A 15,447-nucleotide genomic window follows, 5' to 3' on the forward strand; every position below is an offset into this window, starting at 1 on the left:
GTTTAGAGGGGCAAATGAGCACGAGGCGCTTGATTGCTCCTCTCACGGAGCGATGGAACGAGGGTGAACAGGACTGGTTCTACGTAAAGGATCCGAGCGAAGACATCGCCCGTTGGGAAGGGAGCACCGGCCACTCCCTGCCCGATGCCTATCGCCGGTTCATGCTCGCCTTCAATGGCGGCTGCGTCTATCCACGCCTCTTTCGCTAGACCGTCCCGTTGGAGTTCTACCCTTCCACCGAGCCCGTCACCTACATTGATCCCTTCTACTCCTGGGCTGACGCTGAACGATATTGGCGTGGCGATGTCTATGATCGCGGAACTCCCCGGATATGCTCTTCATCGGGTGCAATCCAGGCGGCTTGGAAATTCTTCTGTCGCTCCGTGCGGCCGATTTCGGTCAGATCTTCTGCTGGCTGCACAGCACGAAAATCTGGGGCACCGAAGGCAACGATCAGCTCTGGCTTCAGGCGCCATCCTTCGAAGCATTCATCGCTTCTCTTTACGACGAACCTGACAGATCGGATTATGACGACTGGCACATCCCGATCTACGATAAGCTCGCCAAGCCGCTCGTGTTCTGAAGCTAAATAGTTGTCATTTAAACCAGATCACCGCCGCGCCGTCCTTGCAATGTCGAGCAGGGTCTTGGCCGCGATGGTGTCGCCGAGATCGGCCATGCGGCGGGTCTGGAGCAGGTTGGTTTGCAGTAGAGAGATGGCGGTCTTCAGGCTGTCGCCGGTCCAGCGCTGGAGATGGCGCTCCACCAGGGGCTTTCGCCGGAAATGCAGGCTGCGCATGGTTTCCATCACGGCCGGGATCGAGCGACCTTCCTCGATAGTAAGGCGGGCCGTCAGCAGCATCAGGGCATGGCGGAGCGCTGCGCCGAGCAGCACGCCCGCATTCACGCCCTCAGCCGCAAGGCGCCGGGAGCCGGTCTCGAGGCCCGTGCCTTCGCCGGCGAAGGCGGCGTCGATCACCGCATCCATGGCGAGGCTCGACACGTCGCTCATGATGGCATCCACGTCGGCGAGCGTAATCTCCCGCTGGCCATGGGCATAGAGCATCAGCTTGTTGAGTTCCCCGCGGGTGGCGAGGCGGTCGCCGCCGAGGCTCGCGATCAGGGCCGTGCGGGCGTCGCGCTGGATCGAAAAGCCGCCCGCCTTCAGGGCCTCGTCGACCACGGCACCGAGATTTTTGGCCTCGTCCGCATAACAGGGCAGGGCAAGCGCCTTCTGCGAGCGCTCGCAGAGGGTGCGCAGGGGTGACGATTTCTGGAGATCGCCGCCTTCGATGACGATCACCGTGTCCTGCAATTCGCCTTTCAGGACGGCATCCACGGCCGGCGCGATGTTGCGCGAGGTGGATTTCACCCATATGGCGCGCTTGCCCCCGAACAGGCCCATGGTGCCGGCTTCGTCCGCCAAGCGTCCGGGATCGGCCGCGATGTCGTCGCCGTCGATGCGGATCATCTGGAACGGGTCGGAGGCATCGTCCACGGAGCGCTCGGCCACCATCCGGGCGCGCTCGTTGATGAGGCCCATGTCGGGCCCGTAGAACAGGAAGACGCCGATGCGCGGATCAGGACGCCGCAGCGCCCCCTCCACGTCACCGGCTTTGACGGCCACCATGATGTCAGGTTCTGGTGGCGAGCACCGCCGACAGCCGGGTCCTCACCTGGTCGGCGAGATCCTTGGCGACTCTGATCTCCGCGTCACGCGCCGCCCGGATGTTGGCGAAACGCTGCGGGAAGCGGTCGAAGCTTGCGCTGGACGTGGCCGTGCCCTGAGTGATCACCGTGGCTCCGTCGAGGCTCGTCAGCGTATAGGTCAGCGTTCCGCCGACGATGACGGAGCTCGCCGTGCCGTATTGCGTATCAACGATCGGACTCGTCTGTGACTTCGTGAAGGCGAGACGCAGATTATAGCGCTTCGGCGTCGCCGAGCCTGAGCCGTTAAGCGCATAGATCAGCTCGCTGCGCAGGTAGTGCCCCGCATTGGCCAGCTGAGGCGGCCATTCCACCTCCGGCACGTCGATGGAGGCAAGCTCCGTCTGGAGCGATTGCCCCGAGGTCGTCGGGCCGTGGAGAGGCCGGAAGCAGGCGGACAGGCTGAAGAGAAGGCCCGTCACGAGAGCGACGCGGGCAATCAGGTTAAGCGACGACATTCACGATCCTCTGGGGAACGACGATGATCTTGCGGGCGGGCTTGCCCTCCATGGCCTTCTGCACGGCCTCGAGGGACAGCACGGCAGCCTCGACTGTAGCCTGATCCGCGTCGCGGGCAACCGTCACGTCGGCGCGCTTCTTGCCGTTGACCTGCACGGGCAGGGTTACCGTGTCCTCGACCAGCAGCGAGCGGTCCACCTGCGGCCAGGGGGCATCCGCCACGAGGCCGGATTGACCTAAGCCCTCCCAGCATTCCTCCGCCAGATGCGGCATCATGGGAGCGAGCAGCTGCACGAAAATGCGTCCGGCTTCCGCGAAGGCTGCGCCGACGCCCGGCTCATCCGCGCTTTTCGCCTGGTTCGCCAGATCCTGCAGCGCGTTGGCCAATTCATAGAGATGGGCGACGCAGCGGTTGAAGCGCAGGCGCTCCACATCCTCCTCGACGGCAGCGAGCGCCTTGTGGGCGGCCTTGCGCACGGCGAGCGCAATCGGACCCTCGGCGGAAGCGCCGTTGCTGCCAGACATACGGTCCGCGATCTCGCCGATCAGGCGCCACACGCGCTGAATGAAGCGGCCCGCGCCCTGCACGCCTTCTTCGGTCCAGATCACGTCGCGCTCCGGCGGCGAGTCGGACAGCATGAACCAGCGGGCCGTGTCCGCGCCGTAGGACGCGATGATCTCGTCAGGATCGACCGTGTTCTTCTTCGACTTCGACATCTTCTCGATCGAGCCGATCTCGATCGGAGCACCGGTCTCCACATGGAAGGCCTTGCGCACATTGCCCTCGGCTTCGAAGCGCACGTCGGAGGGCAGCACCCAGCCGCCGCTCTGATCCTTGTAGGTCTCGTGCACCACCATGCCCTGCGTGAACAGGCCGGCAAACGGCTCGTCCAGGCCGGCATGACCGGTCTTCTTCATCGCGCGGGTGAAGAAGCGCGAATAGAGCAGGTGCAGGATCGCATGCTCGATGCCGCCGATATATTGATCCACCGGCAGCCAGGAATCGACTGTTGCGCGATCCGTCGGCTGATCCGTCAGGGTCGGATCGGTAAAGCGGGCGAAATACCAGGACGAATCCACGAAGGTGTCCATGGTGTCCGTCTCGCGCCGCGCCTTGGCGCCGCATTGCGGGCAATTCACGTGCGTCCAGGTCGGGTGCCGGTCGAGCGGGTTGCCCGGCACGTCGAAGGACACGTCCTCCGGCAGCACCACGGGCAGCTGGTCCTTCGGCACCGGCACGACGCCGCAGGCATCGCAATGGATGACCGGGATCGGGCAGCCCCAATAGCGCTGGCGCGAGATGCCCCAGTCGCGCAGGCGGAAATTCACCTTGCGCTCAGCCACAGAACGGTTGCCGCGGGTCTCGGCTTCCAGCCGGCGGGCGACCTCTTCCTTGGCCTCCGCGATGGTCATGCCATCGAGGAAGCGGGAATTGATCATCCGGCCCTCGCCGTCATAGGCCACGTCGGTGATCACGAAGGCGGCCGGGTCCACATCCGGCGGGCACACGACAGGCGTGTTGCCCAGGCCATACTTGTTGACGAAATCCAGGTCCCGCTGGTCATGCGCCGGGCAGCCGAAGATGGCGCCGGTGCCGTATTCCATCAGGATGAAATTCGCCACATAAACCGGCAGCGTCCAGCTCGGGTCTAACGGATGCTCGGCCCGGATGCCGGTGTCGAAGCCGAGCTTCTCGGCCTTGTCGATGGCCTCCTGGGCCGTGCCGACGCGCTTGCACTCCTCAATGAAGGCGGCGAGCTCCGGGTTCTTTTCGGCCGCGGCCCTGGCCAGCGGATGATCGGGCGCAACCGCCATGAACTTCGCGCCGAAGAGCGTGTCGGCGCGCGTGGTGTAGATCTGCAGCTCGGTCTCGCCGTTCGGCACGGTCTCAGGGCGCAACGCGAAGCGCACCAGCAGGCCCTCGGAGCGGCCGATCCAGTTGCGCTGCATCAGGCGCACTTTTTCCGGCCAGCGATCCAGCGTGTCGAGCTGGTCATCCAGGTCCTGGGCGAAATCGGTGATCTTCAGGAACCACTGGGTCAGCTCGCGCTGTTCGACCAGGGCGCCCGAGCGCCAGCCGCGCCCGTCGATCACCTGCTCGTTGGCGAGCACGGTGTGGTCCACCGGGTCCCAGTTCACCTTGGCGGTCTTGCGGTCGACCAGCCCGGCCTCCAGGAAGTCCAGGAACATGCGCTGCTGGTGCCGGTAATAGCTCGGATCGCAGGTGGCGATCTCACGGCTCCAGTCGATGGCGAGACCCATCGATTGCAGCTGCGCGCGCATGGTGGCGATGTTGGCATAGGTCCATTCCTTGGGGTGGACCTTGTTCTGCATGGCGGCGTTCTCGGCCGGCATGCCGAAGGCGTCCCAGCCCATGGGATGCAGCACGTTGAAGCCGCGGGCCCGCTTGTAGCGCGCCACCACGTCGCCCATGGTGTAGTTGCGCACGTGGCCCATGTGGATGCGTCCCGACGGATAGGGGAACATCTCGAGCACGTAGTATTTCGGACGCGGGTCGTCGTTGTTGGTCTTGAACAGGTCGCGGTCGTTCCAGACCTTCCGCCATTTCAGCTCGGCTTCCTTGGCGTTGTAGCGCTCAGGCCTCATTTTCCGTCTTTATCCGTCATTTGAAGATTCAAGCGGCTTGCGCCGCCACGTTGCGGCGGACTAGGACACAGCTCTCCCGCGCGGTCAACGGTTTCGCGTGTGCGAGATGATCGCGAGAGGGTCCCATGAGCGAGAACGATGCCGTCGCAGGCCTGAAGTTGGTGCAGGAGAGCATCCGGCGCTCGGCGTCCGATTACGACCGCGACCCTGCCTCCATCACCCTCGTGGCCGTTTCAAAAATCTTCCCGGCCGAGGCTATCGAGCCGGTGCTCGCCGCCGGACAGCGGGTGTTTGGCGAAAACTATGTGCAGGAGGCGAAAGCCAAGTGGCCGCTCTTACGCGAGCGCTATCCGGACGTGGAGCTGCACATGATCGGCCCGCTCCAATCCAACAAGGCGCGTGAGGCGGTGGAGCTTTTCGACGTGATCCACACCCTCGACCGGCCCTCGCTGGCGGAAGCATTGGCCAAGGAGATCACCCGGCAGGGCAGGACCCCGCGTCTTCTCGTTCAGGTGAACACCGGCGAGGAGCCGCAGAAGGGCGGGGTGATCCCCACCGAGGTCGATGCCTTCCTCGAGGCCTGCCGCACGAAATATGGCCTGACGATCGACGGCCTCATGTGTATCCCGCCGGCCGAGGACCCGCCGTCGCCGCATTTCGCCCTGCTCAACACCATCGCCCAGCGGCATGGCCTTAAAGCGTTGTCGATGGGCATGAGCGCCGACTTCGATGCGGCGATCCAGTTAGGGGCCACCCATGTTAGGGTGGGCAGCGCGATTTTCGGGGCCAGACCGCGCCACCCAAGTCGTTGATCCTTCCTCAACCCTCATCCTGAGGAGCAGACGTAGTCTGCGTCTCGAAGGAGCTTCCAGCGCCCTCTGGAAGCTCCTTCGAGACGGACGCTGTGCGACCTCCTCAGGATGAGGTGAGAGACCGTGAGGAGCGATTACTCACCCCTTTCCTCAAACCCTCTCGCTGTCCAGCATCGCCATCTGGGCGGCGGGATAGCGTTCGCCGGCGGCCGCGCCCTTGGGGACGACACGCTCGATGGCCGCGAGATCCTCGTCCGTCAGCGTCACGTCGAGCGCGCCAAGCGCCTCGCTGAGCCGGTCGCGGCGGCGGGCGCCGATGAGGGGCACGATGTCCTCGCCTTGAGCGGCCACCCAGGCGATAGCGATCTGGGCCACGCTCACGCCCTTGGCCTCGGCCAGCCGGCGGAGTTCTTCCACCAGCTGGAGGTTCTTCTCCACATTGCCTTCCTGAAAACGCGGGCTGTGGGAGCGGAAATCGCCGGGGCCGGTGGCCTTGTCCTGCCAATGGCCGCTGATCAGGCCGCGGGAGAGCACCCCATAGGCCGTGATGCCGATGCCGAGTTCGCGACAGGCGGGCAGGATGCTGTCCTCGATCCCCCGCGAGATCAGGGAATACTCGATCTGCAGGTCGCAGATCGGATGCACGGCGGCGGCGCGGCGGATGGTGTCGGCGCCCACTTCCGACAGCCCAATATGGCGCACATAGCCGGCCTTCACCATGTCGACCATGGCCCCGATGGTGTCCTCGATCGGCACGTTCGGATCGAGCCGGGCCGGGCGATAGATGTCGATGTAATCGACCCTCAGGCGCTGCAGGGTATAGGCCAGGAAGCTTTTGACCGCCTGCGGCCGGGCGTCGTAGCCGAGCCAGGCGCCGCTTGGTTCGCGCATGGCGCCGAACTTCACGCTGACGAGCGCCTGATCGCGGCGCCCCTGCAGCGCCTCGCCGATCAGCATCTCGTTGTGGCCCATGCCGTAGAAATCGCCCGTATCGAGCAGGGTGACGCCGGCCTCAAGCGCCGCATGGATGGTGCTGATGCTCTCCTGCCTGTCGGCCGGGCCGTACATGCCCGACATGCCCATGCAGCCGAGGCCGAGGGCTGAGACGGAAGGGCCGGTTTGTCCGAGACGACGCTGCTGCATGGTGTGATCTCCTCAGATGTCTGGCCAGCTCTGCGGGCTGGCATGGACGGATCATGCCCGCTTCCTGCCCGTGCGATAATCCGTCATAACAGGAACAGGCTGTTTGGATTTTCGAACAATGACCGATGTGGACCTGGCGGATCTCGATACCTTCGCGGCGGTCGCCCGCGCACGCTCTTTCCGCAGCGTGGCGCGCCTGCGCGGGGTCTCGGCCTCGTCCTTGAGCGAGGCCCTGCGTCGACTCGAGGCGCGGCTGGGGGTTCGCCTGCTCAACCGCACCACCCGCAGCGTCACGCCCACGGAAGCGGGCCAGCGGCTGCTGGAGCGTCTTGCGCCGGCGCTCGGCGAGGTGTCTGCCGCCCTCGAAGCGGTGAACGATTTTCGCGATTCTCCGACCGGGACCCTGCGCCTCAACGTTCCGACCGCCGTGGCGCGCCTGGTGCTTCCGTCGATCATCGGCCCGTTCCTCGCCGCTCATCCCGGGATCAGCCTGGAGGTGACGACCGACGACACCTTCCTCGACGTGCTGGCAGCGGGCTTCGATGCGGGGATCCGCTACGACGAGCGGCTGGAGAAGGACATGATCGCCGTGCCCATCGGCCCGCGGGTGCAGCGCTTCATCGTCGCCGCGTCGCCCGCCTATCTCGCCGCGCATGGTCGTCCCGCGCACCCGAAGGATATGCTGAACCATGCCTGCATCCGCCACCGCTTCGCCAGCGGGGTGATGCACCCCTGGGAGTTCGAACGCGACGGTGAGGTCGTGAAGATCAGCCCCACGCCGCGGGTGATCGCCAACAACATAGACCTGGAGATCGCCGCCGCCATCCAGGGCCTTGGGCTGATCGCCACCTTCGCGGGGTTCCTGGACAACGCGTTGAAGAGCGGCGCCCTGGAGCCGGTGCTGGAGGACTGGCTGCAGCCTTTCTCAGGACCCTTCCTCTACTACGCGAGCCGCCGCCACATGCCCGCACCCCTGCGCGCCTTCGTCGATTTCATCAAGCGCCGGCCGGAGCTTGGAGCCGGCGGCGTTGCATCCGTGGTCCATTCCGGTTAAGCTCAAACGATTGATCCGCTACTCGAACCAGGGAGGGCTGCATGCTGGAAGCGATGCATCAACGCAAGTTCGGCCCCTGGCATGCCCTGCAGCAGCATGTTGCAGGGCCGACCATCGAACGGATCTGACAGCGGATTTTCAGTGCCGCATCTTCGAGCGTAAAACCGGTCCCGCTTTTGCCGAAGATGCTCTCAACCGCCTTCATGTCATTCTGGTCAGCTCTGAACGGCTTATCGCGCCTGTCATCCGCAAGGATCCGGCGCGTCTGACACGTTCACGATTTTTCGCGCTCCTTGAGGCCTAGGCCTGAGCGCGCTGCACCAGAGACCTCATCCATGACTTCCCTGAATCTTCGCAATGTCGGCATCGTCGCCCACACGCCCCTATTCCAGAACCTGAACCTCGTCATCGGCGAGGGCGACCGCCTCGGCCTTGTGGCGGCCAACGGGGCCGGCAAATCCACCCTGCTGAAATGCCTCGCCGGCCTTGTTGAGCCCACGCATGGCGACATCGTCCGCTCGCGGGGCCTGCGCGTCGCGCTTGTCGAGCAGGACGTTCCCGCCGGTCTCCTCGACCTGTCCTTCCACGACGTCCTGCATCAGGCGATTCCAGTCGATGAGCGCGTTGCCCAAGAATGGCGCGTGGACATGGTGCTCGACGAGTTCGATACGCCGGCCGATCTGCGCCGCCTGCCCATGCGGGCGCTCAGCGGCGGCTGGCAGCGGCTCGCGCTCATTGCGCGCGCCTGGATCACCGAGCCGGACATCCTTCTGCTGGATGAGCCCACGAACCATCTCGATCTGGAGAAGCTGTTCAAGCTGGAAGCGTGGATCAACACTGCGGGCTATACCGCGCCCATCGTGGTGGCGAGCCACGACCGCGACTTTCTCGATGCCTGCACGAGCAAGACGCTCTTCTTAAGACCGGAGGAATCCATCTCCTTCGCGTATCCCTACCGGCGTGCCCGCGATCTGCTGGAGGCGCATGATGCGTCGGCTCAGGCGCAGCGCGAAAAAACCCTGCGCGAGGTCAAGCGCCTGCGCCAGAGCGCGCAGGAATTGCGCAATGTGGGCATCAACAGCGGCAGCGAGGCCGCGCAGATCAAGTCGGCGCAGATCAAGCGCCGGGCCGAAGCCCTGGAGCAGACTGCACGGTCCGTGCACAAGGAACGCACGGGCGAGATCCGGCTCGGCAATCGCGGCACCCATGCGCGGGTGCTGGTGGCGCTGGAGAACGTGACGGTGCATACGCCCGATGCACGCAAGCTCTTCACGATCCCCAAGCTCGAGGTGGCGCAGGGTGACCGGATCGTGGTGCTGGGCCGCAACGGCGCGGGCAAATCGCAACTGGTCCAATTGCTGCATCGAGCGATGCGGTTGCCCGACGGCTTGCCCAGCATTCGGGTGAGCCCGAGCCTCGCTCTCGGCTACGTCGATCAGGACATGCGCCAGCTGCCGGACAAGGCGACGGCGCACGATTTCATTCTGTCGCAATTTCGTTTGGGCGATCAGCGCAGCCGCGCGGTTCTGGCGGAGGCGGGCTTTTCCATCGAGCGGCAGGGGCTGCCGATCGCCAGGCTGTCGCCGGGCCAGAAGGCGCGGCTCGGGCTTCTGGCGCTGCGCCTCTCCGAGCCGAATTTTTATCTGATGGACGAGCCCACCAACCACGTGGACATCCCGGGGCGCGAGCAGCTGGAATCTGAGATCCTCGATGCGGAAGCCACCTGCATCGTGGTCTCCCACGACCGCAGCTTCGTGACCGCCATCGGCACTCGCTTCCTGCTCATCGACAAGGGGAGGCTGCGCGAGATCGACGGACCGGAGGCGTTTTACAAGAGTGTAATCGGCTGAGCGATTGCGATGGTACGCAACACTCCCTCTCCCATGTGGGAGAGGGTTGGGGTGAGGGAAGGACGATGCCGGATGTGGCGCTACGGGAACCGTGCCACAGCCGCGATGGCATCGCCGGGCTGGTTGACCGTCATACCCTCACCCCTGCCCCTCTCCCGCACGGGAGAGGGGATGCTGTCGCAACCTTCACACATCCTGGAAGAAGACATTGTGTCCCGGCTTTCCGGTCGCCGGCCTCTCTGGCTGCAGCTTGATCTGCATCCTTACCCAAGCCGCTGCAGGATGGCCCGCGCCATCACATCCGCGCTGCCGGGCGCGAATTCGAGATAGAGGTACGGATCGATCAGTTCCAGCTCCATCAGCATGAAGCCGGTGGAGCGAACGAGCCCGTCGACGCGCGCGTAAAGCGGCGTTTGCGGCAGGTGATCGATATAGGCCTGCGCTGTTTCGATGACGTCCCGGCTCACCGCGACGCGCTCGTAGGTGATGCCGTATTGCGGATTGGCCCGCCATTCGCCGGGCTTGAGCACGCGGCGGACCGCATGGGAGAACGCGCCGTCGATGAAGGTCATGGTGGTCTCGCCGAGCGCCCCGATATCGGCTTGAAATTCCTGTAGCAGAACTTCGCCGGTCATGCTCTCAAGCGACCATCGGGCGCGCTCCGCATGATCCAGTTTCTGGATGCCATGTCCGTTCTGACTGGAGACTGGTTTGAGCACGGCGGTTCCCCAGTCCTCCGCCTCCATCCGCTGCGCGATCGTCTCACGGCTGGCGTCGGCTAAGTGGAAGGTCTTCGGCACGGCCAATCCCGCCGCGGCCAATTCCAGCAGATAGGTCTTGCGGAAATTCCAGCGCAGCAGCTCGGGCGGGTTGAGCAGTCTGGCGCCCCTGGCCTCCAGCGCATCGATCCAGGCGAGAAAGCGCCCGGGATTGTCGTAGTAATCCCAGCAGCATAGCGGCAGCACCGCGTCGGTCGCGACAAAGGTCTCCAGCGGCGTCGTCTTCCAGGGCAGATAGGCCGCGTCCAGGCCTTGCGCCTTCAGGGCGCTCACCAGGGCCTCGAGGTTCGGCGTCGGGTGCGGGTATTCGGAACAGGTGGCGATCAGGATCATGCGGTCACCCCACGATCTCAATCTGCGTCTTCGGCCCGATCCGCTCCAGGAGCCGCCGGATCATGCGGCGGTCCACGGCCACGCAGCCTTCCGTGGGCAGGAAGCCCGGGCGGGCGAGGTGCAGGAAGATGGCGCTGCCGCGGCCCTTGATGATGGGGCCGCGGTTCCAGGCGATGTCGAGCACCACGTCGTAGAGGTGGTCGTCGCGCCACATCTTTTCGTTGCTCGTGGGGCAGGGCAGGGGAACGAGGCGGTTGTAGCGCCGGTCCCGCACGTCGTCGGACCAGCCGTCCCCGGGGCGAATGGCTCTCAAGGGCAGGCCGGTGCGGGGGCGCGGTCCGTGGTCGGCCCGGTAGAAGGCCTGCAGGATCTTGAACCGCCCGACCGGCGAGGCGCCGTCGCCCTCGCGCTTGGCCCGGGAGGTGCCGGAGCGTCCCAAGGCGCAGGGAATCACGAGGTTTCCCGCCCTGAGAGACCCGCGCCGATGGTCGAGCGGGGAGCGGAAAACACGGATAACATTGACGCGAGAGTGTTTCATCGGCAGTGGAAGGGCCTCGGACGCCCCTTGTTGTCAAGCTGGGAATGACTACTCTTATGCGTCGAGCATGATCCGCAGCTCAAGGCTCGCGCCGACGTTCACCCTCGGCGGCGGTAGTCGATCCGGATCATGAGCGGCGACAAGGGGCGAACGAACCGGCTCGGGGCTTGAGGGTTCTTCGCTTTTGAAGGGCCGCTCCAGCCACCATGCAGTTCATCGTGTGAAGGGTTTCAGATGTCGAATGCCAGCCGCCTCCTCGTCGTCGATGACGATCAGGATCTGCGCGACACCTTAGCCGAACAGCTCGGATTTCATGACGAGTTCCAGGTCACCATCGCGGAGACGGCCAATGGCGCCATCGAGGCCGTGAAGGGCGACCGGATCGATCTCGCCATCATGGATGTGGGCCTGCCCGACATGGACGGCCGCGAGGCCGTCAAGGTCATGCGCCAGAACGGCTTCCGCAGCCCGATCATCATGCTCACCGCGCAAGGCTCGGAAACCGACACCGTGATGGGCCTGGAGGCGGGCGCCAACGACTATGTGGTGAAGCCCTTCAAGTTCGCCGTGCTGCTTGCCCGCATCCGCGCGCAGCTGCGCCAGTACGAGGCGAGCGAGGACGCGGTGTTCCAGATCGGGCCCTACATCTTCCGTCCCGGCTCCAAGATGCTCACCACCGAGAAGGGCTCCAAGCTCAAGCTGACGGAAAAGGAGACGGCGATCCTGCGCTATCTCTACCGGGCCGGCCAGGCCGTGGTCGGTCGCGACACCCTGCTCACCGAGGTGTGGGGCTACAATTCCAACGTCACCACCCACACCCTGGAGACGCATATCTACCGTCTGCGCCAGAAGATCGAGACCGATCCGTCGAATGCCAGCATCCTGGTGACGGAGCCGGGCGGCTACAAGCTGATCCCTTAAACACGCATCATGGCCCTCGACGACGACATCGCCACTTTGAGCCAGGCTCCGCTGTTCAACCTGCTGGAGAAGGATGCGCTGCGCCTCGTCGCTTTCGCGTCGGAGAACCGCACGTACCGGGAGGGCGACGTGCTGTTCAAGAAGGGCGACCGGTCCGACGGCGGCTATGTGGTGACCCGCGGGTCCATTGCGCTCGATGCCACCGACGACGGCTCGCCGGCCGCCTTCGTGGCCGGCACCGGCGCGCTGATCGGGCAGGCGGCCCTGTTCGCCCGCATCGAGCGCCGCGCCACCGCCACGGCGCAGGAGCCCTCCGCCATCATCCGCGTGACCCCCAGCCTGATGCGCCGGGTGCTGGAGGAGTTCCCGGACGCCGCCGCGGCGATCCACGAGGCCATGGCCGAGGAGCTGACCCGCCTCACGGAAGGCCTGGAGCGCGTGCGCCAGCAGCTCATCGCCATCGACGGCGAGGACCGTCCGGACGTCCCGCAGGAGGACAAGTGAGGGGTTTAACCCTCACGCTGCCTTGACGTCGGACAGGAAGACGTCGACCTCGCGGCTCAGATTCTCGGCGTAACGGGCCAGCTCCTGCGCTGCGTCCAGCACCTGAACCGCCGCAACGCCGGTCTCGCCTGCACCGTGCTTCACGCTGTCGATGCTCTGCGTCACCTGACCGGTGCCACGGGCCGCTTCCTGGACGCTGCGCGAGATTTCGCCCGTCGTTGCGCCCTGCTCCTCCATGGCGGCGGCGATGCCGGTGGAGATGCTGGAGATCTGGTCGATCACGGTTTGGATGCCGTGGATGGCATCCACCGCCTCCTGCGTTGCGCCTTGGATCTGAGCGATCTGCGAGCCGATCTCCTCAGTGGCCTTGGCGGTCTGGGTGGCCAGGTTCTTCACCTCGGAGGCCACCACCGCGAAGCCCTTGCCGGCCTCGCCGGCGCGGGCGGCCTCGATGGTGGCGTTGAGCGCCAGCAGGTTGGTCTGGCTCGCGATGCTGTTGATGAGGGCAACGACCTCGCCGATCTTCTGCGCGCCGTCGGCGAGCGCCTGCACGATGCCGTTGGTGCGCTTGGCGCTCTCGACGGCCTCGAACGAGATCTGCGACGACTGGGTGACCTGCCGGGCAATCTCCCGGATCGAGATCGACATCTCCTCGGTGGCGGCTGCCACCGTCTGCACGCTGCCCGAGGTCTGCTCGGCTGCGGCCGCCACGCTGACGGATTGCTGGTTGGTGCGCTCGGCCGTGGCCGTCATGGTCTGGGCGGTGGCTTCCATCTGCGATGCGGCGGTGGCGAGCCCCTGCGTCAGGGCCGACACGTTGGATTCGAATTGACGGGTCAGGCCGTCCAGCCTCAAAGCGCGCTGCATCTTGGCGTCGCTCTCGGCGGCCTGCTCGACGGCAAGCCGCTGACGCTCGACCGTGTTCTCGCGGAAGATCTCCACCGCGCGGGCCATCTCGCCGATCTCGTTCTTCCAGGCAAGGTAGGGCACCGTCACGGAGGTGTCACCATGGGCGAGGCCGTTCATGGTGCCGGCAAGCTTCGGGATCGGCCGGAACAGCATCCGGGCCGAGAGGATCGCCGCCAGCGTCAGCACGAGAACGGCGGCGAGCGACACCATGCCCATCTGCCACATGAGGCGGTTGGCCGAGGCTTCGAGCGCGGTGACCTGGAACCCGCTGCCGAGCACGCCCAGAACCTGTCCGCTCTGGCCGAAGACGGGCAGGTTCACCAGGAGATAGTCACCCCCGAGGATCTTCGCCTGGCCCACATAGGTGCTGCCGGCCGACACGATGGGGAAGACCACGCCCTTGCGGTCCATGGCGGTGCCGACCGCGCGCGTCCCGTCGGGGTTGCGCATGTTGGTGGCCCGGCGGATGAAGTCTCCGCTCGTCTTGTCCTTCACGAACAGGGTCGCCGGCGCCTGCGTGGCCTCGGCGATGCGGTCGGCAAGCTCGTCGCTGTAGAACACGGCATCGTCGTTCACCGTGATCCCGGTGATCGCCCCCGTGCTGTCCTTCTTGACGGTCAGGCTGCCGATGGAGCCGCGCAGGATGCCGACAAACGTCCGCACGTTGGATTGCAGCTGCGCCAGCGCCTTGCTCTGGACGTCAGAGCGGGTCTGAAGGGACACGACCGCAAAGAGGGCGGCGGCGGTCATCACGACGAAGGCCACCATGGCGGCGGTCGTGAGGTGGGAAAGCTTCCGGTTGGCGAGGAACTGCACGGTTGTTGACCTTAGGGAACGTTGTGCAGCCTCTTTCGCAAACAGCGGTTAACAACCCGTCAAAGGCAATCGCACGCGAACTCCCGCGCGACCCCGAGTGCTGAAGCGCGAGATTCTAGGATTTCAGAATCTCTTCGATGAGCGAAACAACCTGGGCGGCTTCCTCGAAGGTCGCCAGCCGGTTGGGGCGGCCGTCCAGAAGCAGGGCAAGCTCCGCGATCTGTCGGGCATCGGCCCGCTCAGGCGCGATATCGCCGCTCTCATGGGTCAGGCGGTACCACTCGCTCATGACGGCCGAACTTCGTGAGCCCTTCACCTCGAAGCGGTTGAATTCGTTCTGGTCGCCGTCCACGGCGGCATCGATGGTCATGGAGGCTGACGCGAACTGCAGCACGGCACGGACCCGTGTTTCGGTACCCATGGGTCCGCGCTCGACCGTGCATTCCGCGAGGCGCCCCGGGCCGAACAGGCGCAGGGCCAGGAAGGCGAAGTGGGAGACCACCTCCCGGGTGAAGCCGCCCTGCTCCGGCCCGGCGAGCCACGAGGCGGCGCCCTGCTGCCACTCCCTGGGCCATTGCCGGAAGCGCAGGGTCAGATGGGCCGACAGGTTCTCGCCGAGAGCCCCGGTGTCGACCAGTTCCTTCAAGCGGACGGCCGCGGGGGCGCTTGCAAAGGGAAAGTTGACGGCGGCCGGGATGCCCGCCCGTGTGACTGCATCGACGCAGGCCCGGGCTGATTCCGGCGAGGCTGCGAGCGGTTTCTCGCAGAGAAGCGCCTTGCCACTGGCCGCCACGGTCCTGACGATCTCCTCATGGGTGAGCGGCGGCGTCGCCACGTACACGCAGCGAACGGCCGGGTTGCCGACGAGCTCGGCGACGCTGCCGGCCATCGGGATCGCAGTCTCCGTAACGGCTGGATCGTAGGCTGCCACGATCGTGAAGGCAGGATTCGCCCTGATGCTGTCCGCGAGGCGCCGGCCCATCGTGCCGAGGCCGACAATTCCAATGCCGTGCAT

The 15,447-nt window shown here is 65.4% G+C and carries 15 protein-coding genes; 7 read left to right on the plus strand and 8 right to left on the minus strand.

Going from position 1 to position 15,447, the window contains the following annotated elements; genetic code table 11:
- Nucleotides 1-14 precede the first annotated feature (14 nt).
- Both IC232_RS15885 and IC232_RS15890 read left to right on the plus strand, forming a co-directional pair.
- The gene (locus tag IC232_RS15885; RefSeq protein WP_190845963.1) at nucleotides 15-209 is read left to right on the plus strand and encodes an SMI1/KNR4 family protein; all 195 of its coding nucleotides are present in this window, start codon (nucleotides 15-17) and stop codon (nucleotides 207-209) included.
- 122 nt (nucleotides 210-331) lie between these two features.
- Nucleotides 332-583, plus strand: coding sequence for a hypothetical protein (locus IC232_RS15890; RefSeq protein WP_190845964.1), 252 nt, complete (start codon nucleotides 332-334; stop codon nucleotides 581-583).
- A 27-nt stretch (nucleotides 584-610) separates the two neighbouring features.
- Here the strand turns inward: IC232_RS15890 and holA are convergent, their stop codons facing one another.
- From holA to leuS, 3 genes are read right to left on the minus strand one after another with little or no spacing between them, the layout of a single operon-like run.
- Complete coding sequence (gene holA / locus IC232_RS15895) at nucleotides 611-1,630, minus strand: DNA polymerase III subunit delta (protein WP_190845965.1); 1,020 nt, start codon at nucleotides 1,628-1,630, stop codon at nucleotides 611-613.
- A gap of 4 nt (nucleotides 1,631-1,634) precedes the next feature.
- A complete protein-coding gene (gene lptE / locus IC232_RS15900) occupies nucleotides 1,635-2,165 on the minus strand; it encodes an LPS assembly lipoprotein LptE (protein ID WP_190845966.1) in 531 nt (176 codons plus the stop codon).
- The gene (gene leuS, locus IC232_RS15905) at nucleotides 2,152-4,773 is read right to left on the minus strand and encodes a leucine--tRNA ligase (RefSeq protein WP_190845967.1); all 2,622 of its coding nucleotides are present in this window, start codon (nucleotides 4,771-4,773) and stop codon (nucleotides 2,152-2,154) included. Before leuS ends, lptE begins: the two co-directional genes overlap by 14 nt.
- A gap of 125 nt (nucleotides 4,774-4,898) precedes the next feature.
- On the opposite strand from leuS, the gene IC232_RS15910 reads away from it, so the two are divergent.
- Nucleotides 4,899-5,585, plus strand: coding sequence for a YggS family pyridoxal phosphate-dependent enzyme (locus tag IC232_RS15910; RefSeq protein WP_190845968.1), 687 nt, complete (start codon nucleotides 4,899-4,901; stop codon nucleotides 5,583-5,585).
- Between the two features lie 150 nt (nucleotides 5,586-5,735).
- On the opposite strand, the gene IC232_RS15915 is transcribed toward IC232_RS15910, so the two are convergent.
- Nucleotides 5,736-6,728 (minus strand): aldo/keto reductase, encoded by a 993-nt coding sequence (locus IC232_RS15915; protein WP_190845969.1) that lies wholly within the window; start codon nucleotides 6,726-6,728, stop codon nucleotides 5,736-5,738.
- A gap of 118 nt (nucleotides 6,729-6,846) precedes the next feature.
- On the opposite strand from IC232_RS15915, the gene IC232_RS15920 reads away from it, so the two are divergent.
- Both IC232_RS15920 and IC232_RS15925 read left to right on the plus strand, forming a co-directional pair.
- Nucleotides 6,847-7,782 (plus strand): LysR family transcriptional regulator, encoded by a 936-nt coding sequence (locus tag IC232_RS15920; protein ID WP_190845970.1) that lies wholly within the window; start codon nucleotides 6,847-6,849, stop codon nucleotides 7,780-7,782.
- A gap of 335 nt (nucleotides 7,783-8,117) precedes the next feature.
- Entirely contained in the window at nucleotides 8,118-9,632 is a 1,515-nt protein-coding gene (locus IC232_RS15925) for an ABC-F family ATP-binding cassette domain-containing protein (RefSeq protein WP_190845971.1), read from the plus strand.
- 263 nt (nucleotides 9,633-9,895) lie between these two features.
- Here IC232_RS15925 and IC232_RS15930 read toward each other — a convergent pair whose 3' ends face one another.
- Complete coding sequence (locus tag IC232_RS15930; RefSeq protein ID WP_190845972.1) at nucleotides 9,896-10,744, minus strand: RimK family alpha-L-glutamate ligase; 849 nt, start codon at nucleotides 10,742-10,744, stop codon at nucleotides 9,896-9,898.
- A 4-nt stretch (nucleotides 10,745-10,748) separates the two neighbouring features.
- Nucleotides 10,749-11,282, minus strand: coding sequence for a L,D-transpeptidase (locus tag IC232_RS15935; protein WP_190845973.1), 534 nt, complete (start codon nucleotides 11,280-11,282; stop codon nucleotides 10,749-10,751).
- Nucleotides 11,283-11,516: 234 nt separating this feature from the next.
- On the opposite strand from IC232_RS15935, the gene IC232_RS15940 reads away from it, so the two are divergent.
- Nucleotides 11,517-12,203, plus strand: a complete 687-nt coding sequence (locus IC232_RS15940) for a response regulator transcription factor (RefSeq protein ID WP_190845974.1) — start codon at nucleotides 11,517-11,519, stop codon at nucleotides 12,201-12,203.
- A 9-nt stretch (nucleotides 12,204-12,212) separates the two neighbouring features.
- Nucleotides 12,213-12,707, plus strand: coding sequence for a cyclic nucleotide-binding domain-containing protein (locus IC232_RS15945; protein ID WP_190845975.1), 495 nt, complete (start codon nucleotides 12,213-12,215; stop codon nucleotides 12,705-12,707).
- A gap of 12 nt (nucleotides 12,708-12,719) precedes the next feature.
- On the opposite strand, the gene IC232_RS15950 is transcribed toward IC232_RS15945, so the two are convergent.
- Both IC232_RS15950 and IC232_RS15955 read right to left on the minus strand, forming a co-directional pair.
- The gene (locus tag IC232_RS15950) at nucleotides 12,720-14,432 is read right to left on the minus strand and encodes a methyl-accepting chemotaxis protein (RefSeq protein WP_190845976.1); all 1,713 of its coding nucleotides are present in this window, start codon (nucleotides 14,430-14,432) and stop codon (nucleotides 12,720-12,722) included.
- Nucleotides 14,433-14,547: 115 nt separating this feature from the next.
- Nucleotides 14,548-15,447 carry a Gfo/Idh/MocA family protein gene (locus tag IC232_RS15955; RefSeq protein ID WP_190845977.1) on the minus strand — a complete coding sequence of 300 codons (900 nt, stop codon included), beginning with the start codon at nucleotides 15,445-15,447 and terminating at the stop codon, nucleotides 14,548-14,550.

The organism is Microvirga sp., assembly GCF_014699075.1.
In the GTDB taxonomy this organism is placed as follows: domain Bacteria; phylum Pseudomonadota; class Alphaproteobacteria; order Rhizobiales; family Beijerinckiaceae; genus Microvirga.